Raw genomic sequence first — 19,037 nt, 5'->3', positions numbered from 1 at the left:
CCTCACAACACCTCCTCATCCTCCTCCGGCAATTGCGGGTCCAGATGCAGCCAGGGCAATCGGCTCGTCACCCAGATATGCCGGTCAGGGGAAACCGCCTCGGGATGGTCCAGGGTGGCGATGGTGAGGTCCAGCGTGTCCGGCGCGAGCTGGGTGAACAGCGCCAGCTGGCTGCTGCAACGCGGACAGAAGTAACGGATGCAAGTCGCGGATGAGGCGTATTCGGCCGGCGTGCCGGCCGTCCAGCGGAAGCTCGCGAGCGGTACCGTCGCCCAGGTGGTTACGATCCCTCCGGTGGTGCGCCGGCAGATCGAGCAGTGGCAATGGGCGACATCGCGCAGCGGTGCTTCAACAACGTAGCGCAGCTGCCCGCAATGACAGCCGCCGGTATGGAGTTCGGCCATGATGATCTCCGGCTTGAGCACTGCCTTTCACCCTAGCAGGCGGTTGCATGCCACCGATCCGGAACTGAAGATAGAGCGTCCCCAGCTGACCCGGATGTCGCCGTGCTGATCCTCCTCCAAGCCCTCTGGCCCCTCTTTGCGTTGATCGTCGGCGGTTATCTGTTGCGCCGCTGGGACTTCCCTGGCGAAGCCTTCTGGCCCTCCGCCGAACGGCTGAACTACTTCATCCTCTTCCCCTCCCTGCTGTTCAGCAGCCTGGCCACCGCCCCACTCGACAACCCGGCGTTGCCGCAACTGGCCCTGGCGGTGTTCCTCGGCCTCGGCATCGGCTGGCTCGCACTGCTACTGGCCCGGCGCCTGCTGGGTTGGCCCGCAGCGCGCTTCGGCGCCATCACCCAGGGCATCCTGCGTTTCAACACCTACCTGGGCCTGGCGGCCATTGGCAGCCTCTACGGCAAGGACGGCCTGGCCATGGCCGCGCTGATGCTGGCGCTGATGGTGCCGACGGTGAACCTGATGTCGGTCTGGGCGCTGACCGCCGAGCGTGGCGTGAGCCTGCGCGGCCTGCTGCTGCCGATGGCAAAGAACCCGCTGATCCTCGCTTGCCTGGCCGGCGCCCTGGTCAATCTCGCCGGGTTCGGCCTGCCTGGCGGCACCGACCGCCTGCTCAACCTGCTGGCGGTGGCCAGCCTGCCGCTCGGCCTGCTCTGCGTCGGCGCGGCATTGCGCCCGCAGGAACTGGCCGGCGAAGTACCGGCACTGGCCTGGAACTGTGCACTGCGGCTGCTGGCCATGCCTGCGCTCGCCTTTGCGGTGGCTCGCGTGCTCGATCTGCCCACCATGGAAAGCAGCATCCTGGTGCTGTTCTTCGCCCTGCCCACCGCGCCTACCGCTTATGTGCTGACCCGTCAGCTCGGCGGCGACAGTCACTTCATGGCCGGGATCATCACGCTGCAGACGCTGCTCGCCGCAGGCTCGCTGCTGCTGGTCATGCGCAGCGTATCTGGCTGAAGCGACACGGCGGCCATCCGCCATTCGTCGCTAAAACTCCGCACAATCGGCTCCGATCACCGCCGAAAGCTGGCTGAAAGGTTGCGCGCTTAGCATCCGCCCCATTGCCGGCACGAGACCGGCAACCCGACAACAACAAGATTGGTGATCGCCATGCTCCGTTCCTGCTGCCGTCCCGGCACCCCTCCGCCCGCTCTCCGCACGCCTTCGGCCACGCGCTGACCCGCCCCCGTCCCGCCCGAATCACGTCCGGAGAACTGCCATGCTGACTCTGCTCGGCTTCGCCATGGTCATCTGCTTCATGTACCTGATCATGACCAAACGCCTGTCCGCCCTGATCGCCCTGATCATCGTCCCAATCGCCTTTGCCCTGCTCGGCGGCTTCGCCGCAGGTATCGGCCCGATGATGCTGGAAGGCATCAGCAAGCTCGCGCCCACCGGCGTGATGCTGATGTTCGCCATCCTCTACTTCGCCCTGATGATCGACTCCGGCCTGTTCGACCCGGCCGTGCGCAAGATCCTCAAGCTGGTGAAGGGTGACCCGCTGAAGGTGTCCATGGGCACCGCCGCCCTGGCCCTGATCGTCTCCCTGGACGGTGACGGCGCCACCACCTACATGATCTGCGTCGCCGCCCTGCTGCCGCTGTACAGCCGCCTGGGCATGAGCCCGCTGATCATGGCCGGCCTGATCATCCTCGCTGGCGGCATCATGAACATGACCCCCTGGGGCGGCCCCACCGCCCGCGCGGCCAGCGCCCTGCACGTCGACCCCTCGGACATCTTCGTGCCGATGATCCCGGCCATGGCCGCCGGCGCCATCGCCCTGTTCGGCCTGGCCTGGGCCTACGGCAAGCGCGAACGTGCGCGTCTCGGCGTGCTGCACCTGCCGGACGACCAGCTCAACCATGACGAGATCAGCGTTTCGCAGTACCCGGAAGCCCGCCGGCCCAAGCTGCTGTGGGTGAACGGCGCGCTGACCGCCACCTTGATGGTGACCCTGATCGCCGGCCTGCTGCCGCTGCCGGTGCTGTTCATGATCGCGTTCAGCATCGCCATGATCATCAACTACCCCTGCCTGCAGCAGCAGAAGGAACGGGTCGCGGCCCATGCCGGCAATGTGCTGGCGGTGGTCGGCCTGATCTTCGCGGCGGGCATCTTCACCGGCATCCTGTCCGGCACCGGCATGGTAGAAGCCATGTCCAAGAGCCTGCTGGCGGTCATCCCGCCGTCCATGGGTCCGTACATGGCGGTGATCACCGCGGTGGTGAGCATGCCGTTCACCTTCTTCATGTCCAACGACGCTTTTTATTACGGCGTATTACCGGTTCTGGCCGAGGCGGCGAGCCATTACGGCATCAGCCCGGTAGAGATGGCGCGAGCGTCTATCGTAGGCCAGCCGGTGCATCTGCTGAGTCCGCTGGTACCCTCCACCTACCTGCTGGTGGGCCTGGCCAAGGTCGAGTTCGGCGACCACCAGCGCTTCACATTGAAGTGGGCGGTGATGATTTGTCTGTGTATCCTCCTCGCCGCCTTGTTGCTGGGTGTGTTCCCGCTTTTTGGATCGCACTGACCAGCCGCTGAATGACACCCCCGAGGAAGCCGGAAACTGCCTAAGCTCTTTCCGGCTTCTTCGTGTCCCATCCCTAGCCACACGACACTCATGAGGATCAACGCATCATGGAATGGCTGACCAGCCCGGAAATCTGGGTCGCCTTCTTCACCCTGACCGCCCTGGAGATTGTCCTGGGTATCGACAACATCATCATGATCGCCATCCTCGTGGCCCGCATGCCGCCGCACATGCAGGCACGCACCCGCCTCTTCGGCCTGGCGCTGGCGATGATCACCCGCATCCTGCTGCTGCTCTCCATCACCTGGATCATGCGGCTCACCACCGACCTGTTCCACCTGTTCGGCCAGGGCATCTCCGGCCGTGACCTGATCCTGTTCTTCGGCGGCCTGTTCCTGCTGTGGAAAAGCACCACCGAGATGTACCACAGCCTGGAAGGCGAAGATGAGACCAACGCGGCGCCCTCAGGCGCGGCGCGCAACTTCATCGGCACCATCATCCAGATCGCCATCATCGACATCGTGTTCTCCCTGGACTCGGTCATCACCGCCGTCGGCATGGTGTCTCACGTGCCGGTCATGGTCGCCGCGATCATCGTTGCCGTCCTGGTGATGATGCTGGCCGCCGGTACCATCAGCGACTTCATCGACAAGCACCCGAGCCTGAAGATGCTGGCCCTGGCCTTCCTGGTGGTGGTCGGTACCGTGCTGATCGCCGAATCCTTCGAAGTTCACGTGCCGAAGGGCTACGTCTACTTCGCCATGGCCTTCTCCCTGGCCGTGGAGGCGCTGAACATCCGCATGCGTATCGCACGCGGGCGCAAGGAAGACCCGGTGAAACTGCGCAAGGACATTCCTGGGCAGTAAGCCGAAGCAATGAAGAACGGGGCCATTCGGCCCCGTTTTTCATGGTGAACGGCTTACTTGTAGGGGCGAACTCATTCGCCAAGGGCTGCGCCGCTGCCCCCCGCGGTCCAAGGGAAGACCTTCGGCCTGCCTAGCGAATGAATTCAATACCCCTTCAACTCATCCACCTTGAAACCACGGAAGCCGCCGCTGCCCAGCACCACCCGGAGCAGGTGGTCCATGGTCTGCAGGTCGTTGTCGAATCCACCATGGCTGGTGCTGCGGCTGGCCGGGCCGCTGGTGGAAGCGACCACCAGGGTGCTGCCAGGCGGCTGCTGGGCTGGCTGGAACTTCTGCATGCCCAGTAGCGGCACCCGCCGTTGCCGGTCGTCCAGCGCATTGGAGACGAGGTAGAGCAGCGACTTGCGGTAGACCTTGGCGACGTTGTCTTCCTGTTCGGCCTGGTCCGACAGCACGAACAGCGTCTGCTGGCGGATGCCGTGCCCCAGCGCCTTGAGGAAGGTCGTCTGGTAAAGCTCGAGGGTGCAGGCCGGGGCGAACAACACCAGGTTGTCGATGGCCGGACCGTTGAGCGCCTGCCAGGCCTGCCACAGGCGTGCATGCCAGATGGAACCCGCGCTGTGGCCGACCAGATGGACCTTGGGTGCCTGGGTTCCCTGGGCGGCCAGCCAGCCCACCAGGCGCTGCAGCGCCTGCGTTCCCGCCGCACCTTTCTGGAAGGCGCGATCGGCATCCCGTTTCATTTCCTGCCAGAGAGCGAAGCCGGCGGGCTGCACCAGGCTTTCCACCTGGTTGTCCCACCAGGAGCTCACCGAGCCCACGCGCTCGCCTACCAGGGGCAACTTGCCGAGCAGGATGTCGCCCAGTTCGGCCAGCAGGCCGGTCTCCCAGATGAAATGCAGTTCGTGCACGCCGTTGTCGCGGAATGCCGGCCGCCACTTGAACGCGCGCATGGCCGAGCCGTTCACGCTGTTCAGCCCGCCGTGGGCGTAGAGCAGCAGGTGCTGCGGCTTGCTGTGTTGCAGCTCTTCGATGATGGCCTCCACCTGGACCAGGTCGGAGGCGTACTGGCCCAGGCCGTCGAAACGGCCATCGTCGATGTGCAGGTAATGCAGGTAGATCGCTTCCTGGGGCGGTCCCTGCAGCGCCAGGCGTGCAGTGCCGCCGTCGGACACATAGCGGGTGGCGGTGTCGGTGACACCATGGTTGACCGCAACCCCCAGCTGCGCGACCCAGACGTCCCAGACATTGGCCTCGAAATCGGCGTAGCTCCACAGCGCCACCCCCGCGTATGAGGCCTTGCCCTGGCGGTAACCGCCCCAGTCAGGCCCCCAGGAGTTCTGCACCAGGAAACCGTCACGGTTGTAGCCGATCAGGGCGAAGGCGTGCCCACCACCGATGTCCGGTGAATCCGGCTTCCAGTCGATAACGCCACGCCGGGGCGCGCGCCAACCCTCATGGGTACGCGCCGAGGCGAACAGCACGCCGACGTCACGCAGGGCTGCCTGGACGTCGTTGATCCGCGAGAAGACCCGGAAATAGGCACCCAGGGGGATATCCAGCGCCTCCTGCTGGATCGCGGGGGTCAAGCCGCTGCCACCCCGCCAACTGCCCTCCAGGCAGACACCATGCTTGTGCCAGCCCTTCATGGCGCCTCGGGCGCTGCTGAAGTCGTAGTTCTCCCCCGGCCACTGGTCATAACGCCGGGCCATGGCGAAGAGCATCTGCGGACTGGCGCGGCCGGGCAGCGCACGTCGGCCACGCAAGTAGTTGATCGCTGCGGCCAGGCCGAAACCGGTACAGGCGCCTTCCTCGCCCTGGTCGAGGATGTGCAGTAACGGCCAGTCCGGATAGAGCTCGTCGGGCAGCGGCGCCAGGGACGCGGAGTAGGTGAGGTCGCGGAAATCCATGGAGTCGCGGCGGACGTCCAGTCGCTTGCCTGCAGCCTTTCTGCGGGGTTTCGTCGATTCGGTGCGCTTGGCCATGCTGACCTCCCTGTCCAGGTCGGGGCTGTACAGGCAAGGATTGACCGCATTCGCTGGCCAGGCGGGATTGCAGACGAATGGTGGCCCCGCTGCCGGGGGGAAAATGCACTTCGGCGAGCCGATCTCTCCTGGGTCGAACGGCCAGGGCGGCCGCGTGAATCAACTAACCCATTGATCTGAAAGGGCGCACTGCACCATCAACAACGTTGATGTTCTCTATCTGGAGTGATCACTTCTTAATCAACACCCCATCCGTAAGATTGGCTCCGTACCCAGTTTCCAGCCCCCTTGAGGAGCCCACGATCATGAAAACCCAAGCCTTCGCCGCCCTGTTCATCGCCACTCTGAGCACCTCCGTCTTCGCCCTGCCGTCTGACTCCCAGCCGGTGCTGGGTGAGTCCAGGGAAGCCACCACTATCCAGGTCATCGAGCCGGTGGCTGCTGAAGGCAGCTTTATGGTGCTGGACCGCGTTGCTGAAGGTGGCTCCGACCGCACCGGTGCCAACCGCGTCGCTGAAGGTGGCTCCGACCGTACTGGTGCCAACCGCATTGCCGAAGGTGGCTCGGATCGCACCAATAGCTTCCGCGTAGCTGAAGGCGGCTCCGATCGCACCAACGCCCTGCGCGTCGCCGAAGGTGGCGCCGACCGCCTGCTGCAAGCCCAGCGCGTCAGCTGATCCAACTCGCTGCAAACCCTCAAAGCCCGGCGGATGCCGGGCTTGGTGTTTGTGGGTATCCGCAATCTGTAGATCCTATGCAAAGGCCACCCGTACCAACCGACAAGAGCGGTTCCATCCGCGTCGTGATCAGAACAGGCTCAACTGATCCTGCCCGTTGACCGCTGCGGGCGTCGGCGCTTGCGGGTTGTCGACAGGCGCCGTGACGCCAAGGCGCTCCGCCAATCCCGCTGCCCGCTCGGCACGGGTCGATACCGCTTCACTCAGCCGTGCCGGCAGCCCCCAGATTTCCACCTTCTTCTTCGCCCGGGTGATGCCGGTGTAGAAGAGCGCGCGGCTGAGCAGGGGGCTGGGCTGCTCCGGCAAGGCCAGCAGCACCTCGGTGAACTCCGAACCCTGGCTCTTGTGCACGGTCATGGCGAAGGCACTGTCATGGCTCGGAAGCCGGGCTGGAGCAAAGGGGCGGTAGCCCTCATCGCCCTCGAAGAACACCCGCAGGCCGTGGGGCGTAGCGAGGCAGAGGCCGATATCGCCGTTGAACAGACCCAGGGCGTAGTCATTCTGCCGCACCATCACCGCGCGGCCGGGGTACCAGCGCTCGCGCGAAGGCACGCCCAGGCGGCGCTTGATACGCGCCTCCAGTGTTTCGTTGATGCCACTCACGCCCCAGGAGCCTTCGCGCTGTGCGGTGAGCGCACGGAAGCCGTTGAAGGCGGCAAAGGCGGAAGCCGGGTCAGCGGTGCGCACGGTGACGAAGTAGGGCGCATAACCCGTCTCCAGCCGCTCCAACAGGGCCGCCGGAGTAGGGCCGGCATTCCACGCCAGGTCCGGGTGACCGCCGCGCAGCAGCTCGAGCGTGCCACGGGCATCGCCACCGTTGATGCGTCGCGCCAGCTCGCCAATGCCACTGTCGCCTGCGAAACGGTGGCTGTGGGTCAGCAGTACCACGGCGTCCCCGAGACGCGAGCGGGGTTGCTCTACCGGCACCGGTTGCCCGGTGATCCGCGTCAGGTCGGCGGCCGCAGCCGCATCCAAGCCACGCCCTTCGCACAGTTCGGCGAACACCGCACCCGCCTCCACCGCCGCCAACTGGTCCTTGTCACCCAGCAGGATCAACCGCGCATTGGGCGGCAAGGCGTCCAGCAGCTTGGCCATCAGCGCCAGGTCCACCATCGAGGCCTCGTCCACCACCAGCACATCCAGCGGCAGCGGGTTATCCGCGTGATGGCGAACCTTCGGCGTGTCACCACGGCTGCCCAGCAGCCGGTGCAGGGTGCGCGCTTCTTCCGGCAGCGCGGCCTTGATGGCGTCAGCTACCGGCAATTCGGCTTTGGCGTTGCGGATGGCTTCGGCCATGCGCGCGGCGGCCTTGCCGGTAGGCGCGGCCAGGCCGATGGCAAGCCGTTCACCGCCCGGCTGTTCCAGCAGCGCCGCCAGCAGACGGACCACGGTGGTGGTCTTGCCGGTACCGGGGCCACCGGAGATCACGGCCAGGTTGCGCCGTACCGCCTGCGCGGCTGCCAGCCGCTGCCAGTCGGGCTGTTGAGTGTTGCGGGCGAACAGGCGGGCCAGGGACTCGCCCAGTTGCGCCTCGTCCACGCTCGGCCGTGCCGTCGCCCGCTGCAACAGGTTCTGCGCCAATCTCGCCTCGTAGGCGTGGTAACGGCTGAGATAGAGACGTGCACCGTCCAGGGTCAGCGGTGCATAGCCACCGGGGGGCGCCACCAGGGGCGAGGCTTGAAGGGCCGTGAGCCAGGCGGGCAGGGCAGGCGCCTGCAGGCCGGGGCCGCCCTCGACGAACAACGGCTGTCCGGCCCAGCGCGCCAGGGGCAGGCAGACATCGCCGTCACCCAGCGCCTGGCAGCACAGCGCGGCAGCGGCCAGCACGGCGTCCGACGCCTGTGGGTCGAGGCGTTGCAAGCTCTCGGTGAAATGGCGCTCCAGCGGTCCCAGGGACCAGTCGGCCAGGCTCATCAGCGGCCCTCCTCGAACAGCAGATCCAGCGCATCCAGCAGGCTGTCGGCAGGACGATGGAAGAACACCCCGGCGTCTGGCATGCCGCGCAGGAAGAGGTACCAGGCGCCGCCCAGCTGCTCGCTGGCGAAGCCGGCCAGGCGCTGGCGCAGGAAGCGTCGCAGCGCCACCAGGTAGATCAGGTATTGCAGGTGATAGTGCTCGGCAGCGATGGCCTGCTCCAGGCGCTCACCACCGTAGTAGCTGGCATCCGGGCCTAGCCAGTTGGATTTGTAGTCGGCGATGTACCAGCGCCCGTCGTGCTCGAAGGTGAGGTCGATGAAGCCCTTCATGAAACCCTTGAGGGTGTCGAACTCCAGGCGCTCGGCGGCCAGGCGCATCACCTCCGGCAGTCCGTGGACGGGGTCGGCAAGGATCGCCCGCAGGCGGCCGACATCCAGCCCGGCCACTGGGAAGGTGAAGCCCAGCTCTGGCAGCCGGCGGTTGGGGGCCAATGCGGACAGGCGCAGGCCCTGGCCGTCCAGGTCGGTATCCAGCACCCGCTGCAGGTGGGCGCTGGCGATCTCCGTCCAGCTGTCCGGCAAGCCGTGGCCCTGCAAGTGTTTCTGCACCAGCGCCGGCAGTTCGCCTTCACCGCGCATCCAATCCTCCAGCATGGCGTGCAGGCAAGTACCGGCGCGGGCGCCCCGGGGGAAGGCGAAGAAGCCGCTTCCCGGTTCGCTGGCCGGCGGCACGACCAGGCCGTCGCGGTCGGGCGCTTCCATGTGCAGGCCAGCGGCCAGGCCGGAGAAGCTGCCCACCCGCCAGGCGCTGGCCAGGGTGCGGTCAAGGGTGGCCAGGCCAGCCGGGGGCAGGGCGCGGGACTCGCCCTGGGCGCTGGCGTCCTCGGCCTGCGGCGCCACCACGGCGATCTGGCCGCCACTGGCCTCGGCCAGGGCCTCCAGCTCAACACGCAGGGCGGCGCCATCGCGAGTAGCCAGGTGCTGGGCGAGGGCGCCGAGCACATCGGCCTCATCCAGCTCGCGGCCATGCAGCAGCCAGGCGAGGGCGCAGCTGTGCAAACCATCTTCCGGCAGCTCGCCGTCCTTCTTCGCCTTGGGCAGGGCTACCGGCCCCCAGTGCAGCCAGAGGCGGTCACGGGCGCGGGTCAGCGCCACGTAGGCCAGGCGCAGGCGCTCGGCGAAGCGCTCACGGCGGGCACCGGCACGGTGTTCGTCGAAATGCTCACCTCCCAGATCGAGCAGCGGGGTGCCGTCCTCGGTATGGCAGGTGATGTCCTCGTCGCGGCGCAGCAGCGCACCGTCCCAAAGGTAGGGGCAGAACACCAGCGGATACTCCAGGCCCTTGCTGGTGTGCACGGTGACGATCTGTACCCGCTCGGCATCGCTCTCCAGGCGCAACAGGGCGTCGTCGCCGTGGCTTTCGGCGGCGCGCTGGGCATTGAACCAGGCCAGCAGCGGCTCCAGGCCGGGCCGCTGGAGGCTTTCGGTCTGCAGCAGTTCGGCCAGGTGGAGGAGGTTGGTCAGGCGTCGCTCGCCATCGGGCAGTGCGATCAGGCGCTCAGCCACGCCCTGCTCATCGAGCCAGGCGCGGAAAGCACGCATGAAACCCTGCTGCTGCCAGAGCTGGTGGTAGCGCTCGGCGTTCTCGCGCTCTTCGTCCCAGGCATGCTCGTCGTCCTGGCAGCGCGCCAGTTGCTGGGCATCGCGCCCCAGCAGGCGGGTAGACAGGGCGTAGCGCAGCACCCCTTCGCGGCCGGGCTCGGCATAGGCGGCCAGCACCGCCGCCAGCTCCTCGGCCTCTTCGCTATGCCAGACGCTGTCGCGGCCGCGACGCACGCTGGGTACGCCACGGGCGGCCAGCTCGGCGGCAACGTCCCCAGCCTGGCGATGGCTGGCGACCAGCACGGCGATATCACCGCCCTTGAGCGGCGAACGCAGGCCATCCTCGTCGAAATAAGCCTCGCCACGGGCACTGGCGGCCAGCAGGCCGGCAATGCGCCGGGCGGTGTCAGTGGCCACCGCGCTGCCGGCCTCACCCTTGCCCAGGGGCTCATCGCCCAGCCAGACCAGCTCCAGCGGCGCACCGGTTTCGGGCAGCACCAGCTGCGCACGGGCTTTGCTGCTGGCGCCGACCGGCGGGTAATCCAGGCCGGGCTCGGCGAAGGGCAGGGGACGGTCGAATACCCGGTTGAGGGCCGCGATCAGCTGCGGCGTGGAACGGTGGTTGGTGTCCAGGCTGTATTGCCGCGCGGCTTCCTCGCGGGCCTTGAGATAGGTGGCGAGGTCCGCGCCACGAAAGGCGTAGATGGCCTGCTTGGGATCACCGACGAAGCAGAGGTCGCCCTGCTGCTCGTAGACCCGGTGGAAGATCGCGTACTGCACAGGGTCCGTGTCCTGGAACTCGTCGATCAGGGCCACCGGATAGCGCTCGCGCAGGGCCTGGCCCAATGCGTCGCCGGCCGGTCCTCGCAGGGCGTCGTCGAGACGATTGAGCAGGTCGTCGAAGGCCAGCAGACGCTGGGCTGCTTTGCGTGCCGGCAACTCGAGATTGAGGGTGTCCAGCAAGCGCACCTGCAGGTCGATCAGGCGGGCCTCACCGGCGGGAGCGGCTTCCGCCAGTGCGTCGCAGAGCCGTTGCAACGCGGCGCAGACGGCATGCTCCGGCGCATCGAAGCCTTTTTTGGTGGCCTTTTCCAGTGCCTCGGTGCCGAGCTTTTCCAGGCCCGTTGGCGCGGCGAACAGAGCGGCCGGATCGGCGAAGTAGGCATCCAGTTCGGTCTGCCAAAGCGCGAACTTGGCGGCGTCGTAGCTGCGCTTGTTGAGGCCGTCGAGTTGGGCGAGCTGGGCAACGCATTCGGCACCCTGGCCCTGCCAGAAGCCCTGTGCATGACTCCAGGCCTCGCTCGCGGCGGACAGATCGCCAACCTCGTGCTCCCGCGGCTCGACACGCAAGTAGGGCTTGCCCAAGTGCGAACGCAGACGCTGGCGCAACCAGGTCGGGGTAATGCGTTTCTGTGCCAGGAAGCGCGCCCAGGCCGGCTCGGCGTCGGCCAGCTCGCGCCGCCAGAGGTCGGCGAGCAGCGCATCGAGCACTTCGCGGTCGTCGGTGGCCAGCTCGCTGTCGAAATCGCCACCAGCCTCGAACGCGGCGTCCTGCAGGGCGCGCTGGCAGAATCCGTGGATGGTGAAGATGGCCGCCTCGTCGAAACCATGCACCGCCAGCAACAGGCGGCGATGGGCATCTTCGCCGGGATACTGCGCGTACAGCCCGGCCAGCACCGGGTCGGGTGCCGGCGCGCCTTCGTACATGGCCAGCAACGCCGCCAGTCGCGCACGGATGCGCTCGCGCAACTCGGCGGTGGCCGCCGTGGTGTAGGTCACCACCAGGATCTGCCCGACGCCGAGCTTGCGCTCCAGCAACAGGCGCGCGTACAGGGCGGTGAGCGTCCAGGTCTTGCCGGTGCCGGCGCTGGCCTCGATCAGGCTGCGGCCGGTGAAGGGGTCCTTGAGCAGGTCGAGGCTCATACAGCGTCCTCCGGCACGAACGGCTCCCTCTCCCTCTGGGAGAGGGTTGGGGTGAGGGAGATCAACGCCACTGCCGGGTTTCGAGGGGCAGACCTGCAGTCTGCTTGGCGAATGAATTCGCCCCCACAGTTCGATACGTCTCTACAAGAGTGCACGGCGTCATTCCTCATCGTCGTCTCCCGCCAGCGCATCCAGCGCCGGGCCCAGCAGGGTTTCGGCCAGTTGTTCGAAGCGCTCGCCCAGTGGCTCGCGGTCGCGGAAGGCGAGGGCGTACCAGGGGTCGCGGGATTCGCCGGCCGGGCCGAAGTCGATGCCCTCCCAGGCCACGCGGGCCTTGGAGCGGGCGGCCTCGATCGGCTCCTTGCGGCCCGGTTTGCGTAGGCCGTGGGCGAAGCCGTAGCTGGACTTGGTCAGCAGGGGCAGGGGCGTGAGCAGGGCTTCGCGGTAGGCGTGCAGCCAGGGCTCCAACAGTTCGCGGGCGTTGGCCAGGGGGCCGGCCTGCCAGTCGCCAGCGGGAGAAAGCAGCCGGCTGTCGCGGGCGATGCCGGGGGTGGCGGCCAGGTTGAGCAGCAGGTGACGCAGCCAGAAGGGCGCCAGTTCCCACTCACCGAGACGGTTCAGGCGCCAGCCGAACAGACCTTCCGGGGTAACCCCGTCCAGCCAGCCGTGGATGCGCACGCCAGCCAGTTCGATATCCACCAGCAGCGGTTGGGGCACCGCGTCGGGCCGGGCTTCGAACAGGCGCGGCGCGAAGGCGCGTACCGGGCCGCGCAGTTGCCCCCAGAGCGCATGGCCCAGCTCGCCGACGGGTAACCAGCCGGCGGCGCGGGCGATGCGCTTTTCGTCCTGCTCGGACCAACCACGCTCCACAGCGTCCAGGGCAAGCTGGCGCAGCCCACGCCACGCCGGGCCTTCAAGGCTGAAGGGCTCATCGCTGGCCAGGGCCTCTTCGGCCTCGGCAAGACGCAGGCCGAGGCGCTGTTCCAGGAGGAAGCGTGCGGGATGGCGGAAGCACTGGATCAGTTGGGACGGTTCCAGGGTCAACCAGTCGGCGTCCGGTTCCGGCAAGGGCAGGGCGAAGGGCGCGGCAGCCGGCTGGGGTGTTTCCGCCAGGCGCTGGGCCGCACGGAACCAGGGCGCGGCGAAGCCGGCCTGCTGCCCCCCACCGAAGTTGGTCGAGGCGAAGGGCTGCAACGGGTGGGGCACCAGCACCCGCTCGCTGGCCTTGCACTCGCCCGCAGTGGCGGTGAGGTCGATGGTTTCCAGGAGTTCGCTGACCAGCACCGACGGCGGCAGGTGGGCGTTATCCCGCGGGTCGCGGCCGACGAAGCTGAGGTAGAGGCCGTCGCGCGCCGATTGCAGGGTTTCCAGCAGCAGGTAGCGGTCGTCCAGGCGCCGGGCCCGATCGCCACGTCGGGGCTTGCGCGCGATCAGGTCGAAACCGGCGGCCGGTGTACGGCGTGGGAAGGCGCCGTCGTCCAGGCCGAGCAGGCAGACCTGACGGAACGGCAGGCTGCGCATGGGCACCATGGTGCAGAAGGTCACCGCGCCGGTGAGGAAGCCCGAGGCGCCGCTGCCCTGGTCCAGGGCCGCCACCAGATGCTGACGCACCAGGGTCAGTTCCAGCGGGCGCTCGATGCCGGCGGCCTCGGCCTGTTCACGCAGGGCGCCACAGGCCTGGGACAGCAGCAGCAAAGTATCGCCCGCCTCGCGCTCGTCGAAGAGTTGGTCGATCAGGCCCTGCAGGGTCTCGGCCCATTCCGCCAGCGGGCGTGGCCGTGCCATATCGTCGGCCAGTGCGCCCAGGCGCTGGACGAAGCCGGCGAGGCGGCCGAGCAGTTGGGCGCGGGCGCCTTCCAGGGCATCCAGCGGCCAGCTGTCGCCGAGCAGGGGGGGCGCGTCGCCGGCCAGTTGCGGTGGCGCGGCGAATCCCAGCAGCAGGCGGTCCAGCCCCTGCCGCCAGCTGAAGGCACCTTCTTCCGGCAGGCCGAGACGCGCCCGGTGCGCACCATCGCGCCCCCAGCGCACACCGGCGTCGCGCAGCCAGTCGCGCAGCAGCGGCAGGTCTTCGTTCTCGATTCCAGCACGGGCGGCCAGGGCCGGTTGTTCCAGCCAGGCCAGCAATTCTTCGGCGGCGAAGCGGCTCTGCGGCAGCTCCAGCAGGGCGAGGAAGGCTTCCACCAGTGGCAACTCGGCGCGCAGGCTGCGGTCGGCCAGGCTGAAGGGGATGCGCGGCACGCCTTCACGCGGGGCGAACACCGCTTCGATGTAGGGGGCGTAGCGCTCGATATCCGGGGTCAGCACCACCACCTGGTCCGGGGTAAGGCTGGGGTCGGCCTTGAAGCGCGCCAGCAACTGGTCATGGAGCACTTCCACCTCGCGCAGGGGCGAATGGCAGAGGTGCACTTCCAGCGACCGATCATCCTCGCGCATGACCATGCGCTCTTCGGGATGACGGGTACGCAGGCGCAGGATGTCGTTCTGCACGGCGCGCAGCAGGCTGCTGTCGCGCAGGTCGTCGTCCTCGGCATAGACGCCGATGTCCTGGCCGCCGAGGGTGAAAAGGGCGTCGAAGAAATCACGTCCCTGCTTGCCGAGGCTGGCCAGCAGCGGATGGCCGACGTCCAGGTACCAGTCGTCGATGCCGGGCTCCGGCAGCCTCGCCAGCTCGCGGATATCGCGGATATCACCCCAGGCCTCGCGGCAGGGGTTGAGGGCGAAGAGGATCACCTCGCAATGCCGCGCCAGGCCTTCCAGTACCCGCATGTGATGCGGTGGCAGGCTGCTGATGCCAAACACCACCAGTCGCTCCGGCAACCCTTCGACCGGCTCAGCGTGCAGCCGGGCCAGTAGATCGCCCAGCAGTCGCGCACGGTGGGGGTGGCCATCGGCAGTGAGTTCACGCCAGAGCAGGGCCTGCCATTCTTCGTCCGCGCCCAACCCCAGCAACTCTCCGCGCTCCCAGGTATCCAGCCAGTCGTCGCGATAAAGCAGGTACTGGTCGAAGACGTCGGCGATGCGCGAGGCCAGGGTCAGCCGGCGGCGTTCGTCGCCGCCGTCCAGGTACTGCGCCAGGCGTGGCGCACGGGTGAGGTTGTGCGGTTCGCACAGCCAATCGTAGAGACGCCAGCCAAGGGTGACCGGATTGAACGCGGACTGCGGCGGCAGCTCGCCAAGCACCAGACGGGTGACATCCCAGACGAAGCGTGCCGGCAACTGGATGTCCAGGTGCATGGCGATGCCCTGCTTGCGCGCCAGTTGCAGGGTCAGCCAGCGCCCCATGCCCTGGCTCGGCACGACTACCCGGGCGGGTGCAAGCGGGTCGTTCTGGGGTTGTGCGAGCAAGGCGCAAGCCAGCTCGCCGAGGCTTTCCAGGTCGTTGGCGTGGTAGAGGTTGAGCATGGGGGCGCCGCTTGCTGAAGGTCGGCACAGGTTAGCAGCCGATCCGGCCGGCGGTCGCCCCCGTCCGCAGGGTTTTCAGAGCTCCGAGGCGGGGCCGCGGAGCTTGGCGCGGATGCGCTGGGGCAACGACCAGACATAGGCGAAGCCGATGCCCGCCGGGTGGTCGAAGCGGTCCGCGCTGTCCTGGGCGGTAAGGCTGTAATCGAGCAATGCGTGGTCGGTTTCCCGCCCCTCCACCGTGATGCTGCCCTTGTACAGGCGCAGGGCAATGGTGCCGGTGACATTCGCCTGGCTGGCGTCGACGAAGGCATCCAGCGCCTGGCGCAAGGGCGACCACCACTGGCCGCGATAGGCCAGTTCGGCATATTTCAGCGCCAGCTCGGCCTTGCAGTGCAGGGTGTCGCAGTCGATCGTCAGGTCCTCCAGCTCGCGAAGGGCGACGTGCAGGATGGCCCCGGCCGGACTCTCGTAGAGGGCGCGGTTCTTGATGCCCATCAGGCTGTTTTCCACCATGTCGACGCGCCCCACGCCGTGGCGCCCGCCCAGTTCCGTGAGGCGGCGCACCAGCTCGACGGCGTCCAGGCGCTGACCGTCGAGGTGCACCGGCGTCCCCTGCTCGAAACCGATGGTCAGGCGCGCCGGGAGATCCGGCGCGCACTCGGGGTCAGCGGTCAACTGGTAGGCATTGGCTGGAATCTTGGTGCGAAAGTCGTCGATGCTGCCGCACTCTGTGCTGGTGCCCCATAGGCTGCCATCCATGCTGAAGGGGCTGTCTGGCGTGGCGCTGACGGGAATGCCATGTCGCCGGGCATAGGCCAGTTCCTCGTCGCGGGACTTCAGCTCCCATTCGGCGCAGGGCGCCAGCACCTGCAGCGCCGGGTCGTGGGCCACCACGCCGGCATAGAAGCGCACCTGATCGTTTCCCTTGCCAGTGGAGCCATGGGCCACGGCCTCGGCGCCTTCGGCATGGGCGATGCGCACCAGCTGGCGCGCGATCAGCGGGCGGCCCAGGGGAGCGGCCATGGTGTATCGACGCTCATAGAGGGCGCCGGCCCGCAGCGCCGGAAAGACGAAATCGCGCAGGTACTCCTCCCGCAGGTCTTCGATGAACACCTTGCTGGCGCCACTGGCCAGGGCCTTTTCGCGAATTGCCTGGAAGTCCTCCGGCTGGCCGAGATCGGCGCAGAAGGCGATCACCTCCGCCTGGTAGCGCTCCCTCAGCCAACGCAGGGCGACGGAGGTATCCAGACCACCGGAATACGCAAGAACTATCTTCATGGGGTGCTCCTTCCCTGGATGCGGGCCGTGTCGTACCAAGAACCGTTGAAACTCATGGAAGAAACTCATGCTAGACCATGCCATGGACGCCGCCCTGGTCAGGGCCGCCGAGCGTTTCGCAACCCCGCTCTTCACCTATGACCTGGCGCGCATCCGCCGCCAGGCGATGAACCTGCTGGCGGCCCTGCCACCGGGAGCGGCATTGCACTATGCATTCAAGGCCAACCCGTCCCTGGGGATCTGCCGCACGCTGCAGGAAGCCGGGCTGGGCGCGGACATCAGCTCGGAAGGCGAGCTGGTTACGGCCCTGGCGGCAGGTTTCCCACCGGAGCGACTGCTCTTCACCGGTCCGGCGAAATCCGCGCCGGTGCTCGAACGCCTGTGCGCAGCACGCCCGGCGCTGGTGGTGATCGAATCCCTGGAAGAAGCGCGCCGGCTCAACGACCTGGCCCGACGCCTGGGCTATCGCCAGGACGTCTTGCTGCGCGTGCACCCGCCAGCCGAGGTGCTGGAGGAGGCAGCCCGCGACGGTATCCCGGTGGCGGAGGCGAGCAGCAAGTTCGGCATGGACGACGCCCGGCTGTTCGAGGGGGTGGCCGGCCTGGACGGGCTGGCCGACCTGCACCTGCGCGGCCTGCAATGCTATGTGGCGAGCAATGTGCTGCAGCCCGGGCGCCTGCTGCGCCCCGCCAACTGGTTGCTGGGCCGCCTGGAGGCGCTGCGCCGGCAGGGTCACGACCACCTCGACTGCCTGGATATCGGCGGCGGCCTGGGCGTGCCCTACGCCGGGGATGAGCCCGCCTTCGACCTGCCGGGCTTCAGCCGGGGCCTGCGGGAGCTGCTGGCTGACGCGTCGATGCCGGTGCGCCTGCTGCTGGAGGTCGGCCGCTACCTGGTGGCCGAAAGTGGCTGCTACCTGACCCGCGTGCTGGACGTGCGCGAGTCGCGCGGGCGTACCTGGGTGATCGTCGACGGCGGCATCCACAACCTGCTGCGCGGTTACAACGGCAAGGCCAACCGGCTGCTGCGCCTGATGGGCGGGCAAGGGCGCCCGCTGCAGCGCGTCAGCATCGCCGGCTGCCTGCCCACGCCCCAGGACGTGCTGGTGGAGGACCTCGAACTGCCGAGCCCCGTACCGGGGGACCTGCTGGTCCTGCCCAACTGCGGCGCGTACGCCTATCACCACAGCCTGCTGCAGTTCGGCCTGCATCCCGCTCCGGCGGAGGTGGCGCTGGATGAACAGGGCGGGTGGCTGCTGCGACGGCGGGGGCGGGCAGAGGCAGTGTTGGAGGACCAGTACCACGCCCGATGAACAGCATTTGACTTATTGGTCAGCGGTACTAGTTTTCCTTTCCACCACGGAAGAACCAGGGACGGGCGACAGGATGCGCATCGTTTTCTTCGGCTTTCAGCGCTGGGGGACCGAAACCCTCGAGGCGCTCCTCGACAGCGGTCACGATATTCCCCTGGTGGTGACCCACCCACCGAGCCGCAACCCCGCCGACAACCTCTGGGCGGCCTCCGTGGCAGACCTCGCGGAGCGCTGGCGCATTCCGCTTGTCGAATGCCGCTACGCCAACGCCCCGGAGCTGTGCGCGCGCATCGCCGCGCTGCAGCCGGACTTGCTGGTGCTGTCCAACTGGCGCACCTGGTTGTCGCCCAAGGTCTGCGACCTCGCCCGCCACGGCGGGATCAACCTGCATGACGCGCTGCTGCCACGCTATGGCGGCTTCGCCCCGATCAACTGGGCCGTCGCCAACGGCGAGACCCAGACCGGCGTCACCGTGCATCGCGTGGAAGACGAGCTGGACCTGGGCGCCATCCTGCTGCAGGAAATCGTCCCCATCCACCCACGGGACACCGCCACCGACATTTTCCAGCGCACCCTGCCGCTGTTCGCCAGCCTGGCCATCGCCGCAGTGGATGCCCTGGCAAAGGGATCCGCCCGCTTCACCGCGCAGGACGCCAGCCAGGCGACCTTCTTCCACAAGCGCGGCGAACGCGAAATGCGCATCAACTGGTCGCTTCCCGTACGGGATATCCACAACCTGATTCGCGCCCAGTCGCCCCCCTATCCCGCCGCTTTCAGCACCTTCGCCGGCGAACGCCTCGAACTGCTCGGAGCCTCGCCAGCGCCGCGGGACTACCGTGGCACGCCCGGCCGCGTGCTGTGCACCGCCGATGGCGTCGTGGTCCTGTGCGGTCCGCCCGGTCCCCAGGGTCTGCTGATCGAAACCGTGGCAACCGAGCAGCACCCGGCCATGCCGGCCAAACAATTCTTCGCCGGTTGCTCCGGCTACTTCGATTAGTCGCAAGAGACCCACGACGGAGCTCGCCGTCGTG

General features: G+C 67.7%; 12 protein-coding genes. 6 read left to right on the top strand and 6 right to left on the bottom strand.

Annotated features, from left to right (window positions below):
• Positions 1 to 2 precede the first annotated feature (2 nt).
• The gene (locus tag G559_RS0104550; RefSeq protein WP_028627118.1) at positions 3 to 404 is read right to left on the bottom strand and encodes a GFA family protein; all 402 of its coding nucleotides are present in this window, start codon (positions 402 to 404) and stop codon (positions 3 to 5) included.
• Positions 405 to 506: 102 nt separating this feature from the next.
• Here G559_RS0104550 and G559_RS0104540 point away from each other — a divergent pair, with 102 nt between their 5' ends.
• From G559_RS0104540 to G559_RS0104530, 3 genes are all read left to right on the top strand, one after another.
• Complete coding sequence (locus G559_RS0104540) at positions 507 to 1,415, top strand: AEC family transporter (protein ID WP_028627117.1); 909 nt, start codon at positions 507 to 509, stop codon at positions 1,413 to 1,415.
• 262 nt (positions 1,416 to 1,677) lie between these two features.
• Complete coding sequence (locus G559_RS0104535; RefSeq protein WP_028627116.1) at positions 1,678 to 2,985, top strand: CitMHS family transporter; 1,308 nt, start codon at positions 1,678 to 1,680, stop codon at positions 2,983 to 2,985.
• A gap of 107 nt (positions 2,986 to 3,092) precedes the next feature.
• Complete coding sequence (locus G559_RS0104530) at positions 3,093 to 3,851, top strand: TerC family protein (RefSeq protein WP_028627115.1); 759 nt, start codon at positions 3,093 to 3,095, stop codon at positions 3,849 to 3,851.
• A gap of 143 nt (positions 3,852 to 3,994) precedes the next feature.
• Here the strand turns inward: G559_RS0104530 and G559_RS28435 are convergent, their stop codons facing one another.
• The gene (locus G559_RS28435) at positions 3,995 to 5,836 is read right to left on the bottom strand and encodes a C1 family peptidase (protein WP_051246397.1); all 1,842 of its coding nucleotides are present in this window, start codon (positions 5,834 to 5,836) and stop codon (positions 3,995 to 3,997) included.
• Positions 5,837 to 6,141: 305 nt separating this feature from the next.
• Here G559_RS28435 and G559_RS0104520 point away from each other — a divergent pair, with 305 nt between their 5' ends.
• Positions 6,142 to 6,513 carry a hypothetical protein gene (locus G559_RS0104520; protein ID WP_028627114.1) on the top strand — a complete coding sequence of 124 codons (372 nt, stop codon included), beginning with the start codon at positions 6,142 to 6,144 and terminating at the stop codon, positions 6,511 to 6,513.
• Between the two features lie 129 nt (positions 6,514 to 6,642).
• On the opposite strand, the gene recD is transcribed toward G559_RS0104520, so the two are convergent.
• From recD to G559_RS0104500, 4 genes are all read right to left on the bottom strand, one after another.
• Positions 6,643 to 8,487: an exodeoxyribonuclease V subunit alpha gene (gene recD, locus G559_RS0104515; RefSeq protein WP_028627113.1), complete on the bottom strand. Its 1,845-nt coding sequence runs from the start codon at positions 8,485 to 8,487 to the stop codon at positions 6,643 to 6,645.
• A complete protein-coding gene (recB, locus tag G559_RS0104510; RefSeq protein ID WP_028627112.1) occupies positions 8,487 to 12,014 on the bottom strand; it encodes an exodeoxyribonuclease V subunit beta in 3,528 nt (1,175 codons plus the stop codon). The genes recD and recB overlap by 1 nt, the downstream gene beginning before the upstream one ends.
• A 159-nt stretch (positions 12,015 to 12,173) precedes the next feature.
• Positions 12,174 to 15,416, bottom strand: a complete 3,243-nt coding sequence (gene recC / locus G559_RS0104505; protein WP_028627111.1) for an exodeoxyribonuclease V subunit gamma — start codon at positions 15,414 to 15,416, stop codon at positions 12,174 to 12,176.
• Positions 15,417 to 15,491: 75 nt separating this feature from the next.
• Positions 15,492 to 16,694, bottom strand: a complete 1,203-nt coding sequence (locus tag G559_RS0104500; protein WP_028627110.1) for an argininosuccinate synthase — start codon at positions 16,692 to 16,694, stop codon at positions 15,492 to 15,494.
• Between the two features lie 67 nt (positions 16,695 to 16,761).
• On the opposite strand from G559_RS0104500, the gene G559_RS0104495 reads away from it, so the two are divergent.
• Positions 16,762 to 18,006, top strand: a complete 1,245-nt coding sequence (locus G559_RS0104495) for a type III PLP-dependent enzyme domain-containing protein (protein ID WP_028627109.1) — start codon at positions 16,762 to 16,764, stop codon at positions 18,004 to 18,006.
• Positions 18,007 to 18,079: 73 nt separating this feature from the next.
• On the top strand, positions 18,080 to 19,003 hold the full coding sequence (locus G559_RS0104490) for a methionyl-tRNA formyltransferase (RefSeq protein WP_028627108.1): 924 nt from the start codon (positions 18,080 to 18,082) through the stop codon (positions 19,001 to 19,003).
• Positions 19,004 to 19,037: the final 34 nt, after the last annotated feature.

It is taken from the genome of Metapseudomonas resinovorans DSM 21078, from assembly GCF_000423545.1.
GTDB classification, from domain to species: domain Bacteria; phylum Pseudomonadota; class Gammaproteobacteria; order Pseudomonadales; family Pseudomonadaceae; genus Metapseudomonas; species Metapseudomonas resinovorans.
This window is presented reverse-complemented; position numbering and strand designations above follow the sequence as displayed.

Bases quoted from the DNA above. Each gene is read 5' to 3' on its own strand.
- G559_RS0104550 (WP_028627118.1), bottom strand. From the start codon at position 404: ATGGCCGAACTCCATACCGGCGGCTGTCATTGCGGGCAGCTGCGCTAC.
- G559_RS0104535 (WP_028627116.1), top strand. From the start codon at position 1,678: ATGCTGACTCTGCTCGGCTTCGCCATGGTCATCTGCTTCATGTACCTG.
- G559_RS0104530 (WP_028627115.1), top strand. From the start codon at position 3,093: ATGGAATGGCTGACCAGCCCGGAAATCTGGGTCGCCTTCTTCACCCTG.
- G559_RS28435 (WP_051246397.1), bottom strand. From the start codon at position 5,836: ATGGCCAAGCGCACCGAATCGACGAAACCCCGCAGAAAGGCTGCAGGC.
- G559_RS0104520 (WP_028627114.1), top strand. From the start codon at position 6,142: ATGAAAACCCAAGCCTTCGCCGCCCTGTTCATCGCCACTCTGAGCACC.
- recD (WP_028627113.1), bottom strand. From the start codon at position 8,487: ATGAGCCTGGCCGACTGGTCCCTGGGACCGCTGGAGCGCCATTTCACC.
- recB (WP_028627112.1), bottom strand. From the start codon at position 12,014: ATGAGCCTCGACCTGCTCAAGGACCCCTTCACCGGCCGCAGCCTGATC.
- recC (WP_028627111.1), bottom strand. From the start codon at position 15,416: ATGCTCAACCTCTACCACGCCAACGACCTGGAAAGCCTCGGCGAGCTG.
- G559_RS0104500 (WP_028627110.1), bottom strand. From the start codon at position 16,694: ATGAAGATAGTTCTTGCGTATTCCGGTGGTCTGGATACCTCCGTCGCC.
- G559_RS0104495 (WP_028627109.1), top strand. From the start codon at position 16,762: ATGCTAGACCATGCCATGGACGCCGCCCTGGTCAGGGCCGCCGAGCGT.
- G559_RS0104490 (WP_028627108.1), top strand. From the start codon at position 18,080: ATGCGCATCGTTTTCTTCGGCTTTCAGCGCTGGGGGACCGAAACCCTC.